Here is a 4,419-nt window from a genome sequence, read left to right as displayed (position 1 = left end):
CCAAAACAGTCCGCTGTTGAGTTCTCAAAGAACACACCCACACCATCACCCAACCCCTAAACCAGGGATCGAAGCTCCGGGGAGCATTTTCTTTCGCTTTCTTGTGTCGGTAACTCTAGCAAGCCCTCTTTTCGGCGTTTTCAGGGGGGTCAACCCCGCGCTGATCGCTCCGAAGATCGAGCTCGTGCTTGAGTTGTCAACGCGCCTCGTAGTCTTGACGTCTACTTGGCGACCGCTTTACGTTACCCGGTGCGCTTCGCGGTGTCAAACCGCGCGCCCCGATCGGTGTGCGCTCCGCGGAGTTCGTTCCCGATCTCCAGGGCGCTCCCGCAGCCGTCCTCGCCAGGCTCTTGCGTCCTGTTCCGTCCGGCCGTCCGTGCGGCGAAGAGAAAGTTACGCACACCCTGCGTGAAAGTCAAATCGCCTGGTCAGACTCTTGACGTCGCTCCTTCGGGCGATCTCGGGTCACTTCTGCTTCGGGCGCAGCCAGAGCTTCACGGTGCTCGCCGAACCCGCCGAGCTGATCGCTTCCAGCAGGTCAGGGGCGGATACCGGCCGATTTCGGCCCACCGGGACCAGGTCGTAGCCCCAGGTGCCGAACTCCCGCAGGGCCGCTCCGGGATCGTCACCCAGCTGGCGGATCGCGTCCGGTGTGAAGGAGCACACGATCGAAGGACGGTCGCGGCGCAGCAGGCGGACCAGGCCGCCGAGCACCCGGTGCACCCGTCCGCCCACGTCGACGTGCACGACCGAGAGCTTCAGGTTCTGCAGCGCCTCGTGGTTCTCCAGCTCCCGGTCGAGCCGGACGCCGCGCACGGACGGTGGCTCGTCGCCTTCCGGCGGGCTGACCGACAGGCCACCCGCGAGCGACGATTCCGCCGCCAGCTGGCACGAGCCGTCCCATGCCGCGCCTTCCACCAGCACCAGCCGGTGTCCCCACGCCGCAGGCACGTTGACTTCGACGTTGTGCTTGAGCAGTGCGCCGCTTCGCGGGCACGGTTCGACCGCGACGACCGCGCCGCTGTTGCCGAGCCTGCTCAGCACTCGCACGGTCTGGTAGCCCACGTACGCGCCAACGTCCATGAAGACGCCGTCGGGTTCGAGCAGGGAATCGATCAGCGCGGACACGTCGCCGTCCCAGCTCGAATGCGACGACAGCCACGGCAGCATGAAGCTGTCGTCGGCCGGCAGCCTCAGCAGGCCCGCGTCGCAGAGGACGGGCGTCGTGGTGCCGTCGCCACCTCCGATGTTGCGCTCGTGCTCCCGCAGCAGGATGCGTTGCAGGACGTCGGTTCGTTGCAAGGCGCTCGCCGCATCGTGCGAGGCGATGCGGAGGCTCGCCTCCACGTCTTGGTCGCCCGTTCGGCGCTGTTCCAGCGAATCCATCCGGTCGAGGATCCGCTCGACCGCTCCGGTCAGGCTGTCCAGGCGTTCCGCCAGGGCGTCCACGCGCTGATCACCGCCCTCGCCCGCTTCGAGCTTCCGCAGCCTGCGGTGCTGCTCGGCCAGGTCGGCCCGGGCTCGGACCATGCCGTCGTCGGTGCCGAGCAGCTGGGCGCCGTGCTGGTCCTGGCGCCTGATGAGCTGGGCCAGTTCCGCTCGCACCGCCTCCATGTCGCCTTCGCCGTCCGCCTCGTACTGGCGGCGGAGCAGCTCGGAGGCGGTCTGCTCGACTCCGTCGACGAGCGAGCGCATCACGTCGCGGATGTGCTCGTCGTAGTGGCTCAGCGCCTTGAGCACGGCCTTGCGCAGCGCCGGTGCCATCGAGTTCCGGCTGCTGACGCCCACGTCCGGTGCCCGGTGCAGCGCGTGCCGCGCCACCAGCAGCGGGCGCAGCGGGTCGTCGAACTGGCCGTGGCTGTCCCGCGACCACTTCGTGCGCCAGTTCCGGTACGCCTGCTCGACGCGCTCGCGCAGGCGTGCGCCGGCACGCGCGACGGTGTGGGCCGCGAGCAGGTTTTCCTTTGCTGCCGCGCCGAATGCCGCGGTGGCGTCCGGGTCGTCGGCGGCAGCGCGCAGGAGCTCCGCGGCGGCTTCGATGTCCGGTTCTCCGGGACCCGCGCAGGGCACGAGGCGCGCGGCTTCGGCGCCGAAGAGCTCGGCCACCGCGCCGTGCTCCCCCGCGATCACCGGCACACCGTGCGCGGCGACCTCCAGCAGCCTCAGCACGTGGTCGTCGCCGGCATCGCCGCGGTGCAACGACACGAAGCAGTCCGACGCGGACAGCAGCGGGTGGAGGTCGAGGTCCTCTTCCACCAGCAGGACCCGGGAATCCGTCGCGGTCGCCAGGCGCAGGCGCTCGGCCGCTTCCGGGTGGTCGACCGCTCCGACGACGCCGATGAGCAGGCGGACCTCGTCGCGCTCCGGGAACGCCGCCAGGAACGCGCTGACCACGCCGAGCGCGTTGTCCGCGCGCTCTGCCGCGTGGTCCACGAACGCCCCGAACACGAACTCGTCGGACAGCCCGAACTTGGCGCGAGCGCCCTTCCTCGTCGGTAAATCGATCCGATCGCGTTCCGGTGCCGGTAGTGCGACGACCCTGGTCTTCGTGCCGTTGCGGCGGGCCGCGGCGCGGCCGCTCTCCGACAGCACCCAGGTTTCCGCCACATCGGCGGTGTCGGCGGCTCCGTTGTGGACGTCGATCACGTACCTGCCCGCGGGCACCGGCAGGCCCGGCTCGCAGCGCAGGACGACCGGGTAGTAGGCCGTGTCGGCCGACGGCAGCCCGGATGCGCGGACCGCGGTTCGCATCAGCTCCGCGAGTTGCCCGTCGCCGAGCACCGCGACGCCGAGCTGGTCGACCAGGGCCGCCCGGTTGTCGATCCTGCGGTGCACCGCCTCCGCCGGGACCCGGCCGCTGGCCACGCCGACGCCGACGCACCACTCGTGGAAGGCCTCGGCGTTGGTGCCGAACGGGTCCGGGTAGTCGCGCCGCAGGATCGGGTCGTCCGCCCACACCGCAGCGGTCCAGCGGGAACCGCCGGCCGCGCGCTGCCGGTCGTCGGCTGGGGCGCACGACCACTCCCGGAACTCCGCCAGCGGGCCGTCCGGTTCGAAGGGGCTCGGCGGTGGTTCGCCATCCTCCTGCCAGGCGTCGAGGTACTCGCGGCGCAGCGTCGCGGGCAGCACGACTCCGTCGGGCAGGACGTCGAACGGGTGCGGCTGCTCGCGGGTGTACCCGGCCCCGACCAGCGCGTTCCGGTAGCCCGCGCAGAGCCCGGCGAGCACCGGGTTCTCGGAGAGCAGGATCCGCGGGCGGTCGGCGTAGGCCGTGGACAGCAGCCAGGGCCGCTGCGGTTGGAAGCCGTCGAAGTGGACGCTCCGCAACGCGGTGCCGTCCACGGTGTGCCGGCCGTCGCCCGCCACCACCAGCTCGCGCTGGGCCGCGTTCCACACGGACAGGCCGACGCCGGGATCGCGGATCACCTGGTGGTCGACCAGCGCGGGCGCGCCGTCCAGCACCGGCGCCGCCGCGCTGGGATCGGCCCGCAGCTGCTCCACCCACGTCGCGAGGAGCTGCTCCGCGCCCGGGCGGACGGCGAAGGCGCTGGGGTCGAAGGTGCCCGATTCGGCGAGGTCGGCGGGGTTCGGGCGCAGGCCGTCCACCGCCAGCGGGCGCAGCACCCGCGGCACCAGGGCGACCGGCCGCTCGTGGGTCAGGCCCGCGACGAGATCGTCGAAGCGGCCGAAGAGCTGGACGGACGGTTCGAAGTACAGCACCGTCGCGCCGGACTTCAGCAGGTGCTGCAGGAACATCGGGCGCAGCACGTTGCGCAGCTGCTCCGCGGTGCAGCCCATCGCCAGCCGGGCGTACTCCGTCGCGTCGAGACCGATGTCGGCGAAGGTCAGGCCGTCCGGCTCCGGCCGGTCCGCGCCCGGCAGGTCGACCACCAGCAGCGCGAACTGCGCGTTCGGGTGGTGGCGGCGGAACGTCTCGCGGAGCACCCGCGCGGCAGGGAGCTGGTCGCGGCACGCGACGGTGCAGCCGAGCACGGTGCGGGCACCGCGGTCCTCCGGCGTTTCGGCGGGCCACTCCGGCTCGCCGAACAGCTCGGCCGGTTGCTCCAGCACACCGGATTGCAGGGTGGCTTCCACGGCGGATTTGCCCTCGGGGCTCCCCGCAGTCACTGGGTCGGGCTGCGCCTGCGAATCAGTCACGGGCGCAACCTATCGCTCCTCGCGCCACAGCGACACGGCCAACCCCATGAGTTCGCGGACCGGGGCGCGCGGTCTTCGGCGGGCACGCCCACACCGACCGGCGCCGGGTGCCGCCCGGCGCCCACAGGCCGAGAGTTTTCGCATGGGATGGCGATCACGGCCGTCAACGAGCAGACCGGGATTGCTGCGGCGCATGGTGCGCTTCGGTTCGAGGTGCTTGAGGTAGTCGCGCAGGGTCGATTCGTCGGCGCTGGTGAAGTC

The 4,419-nt window shown here is 71.4% G+C and carries 1 protein-coding gene; it reads right to left on the bottom strand.

What is annotated here, in order from left to right; all coding sequences use genetic code 11:
- Positions 1-465: 465 nt before the first annotated feature.
- Entirely contained in the window at positions 466-4,158 is a 3,693-nt protein-coding gene (locus ACWEV3_RS43315) for an FkbM family methyltransferase (protein WP_452619493.1), read from the bottom strand.
- Positions 4,159-4,419 lie beyond the last annotated feature (261 nt).

The organism is Saccharopolyspora sp. NPDC003752 (assembly GCF_053605825.1).
Note: the sequence above shows the minus strand (reverse complement) of the source record. Positions and strands in the feature narration are given on the sequence as shown.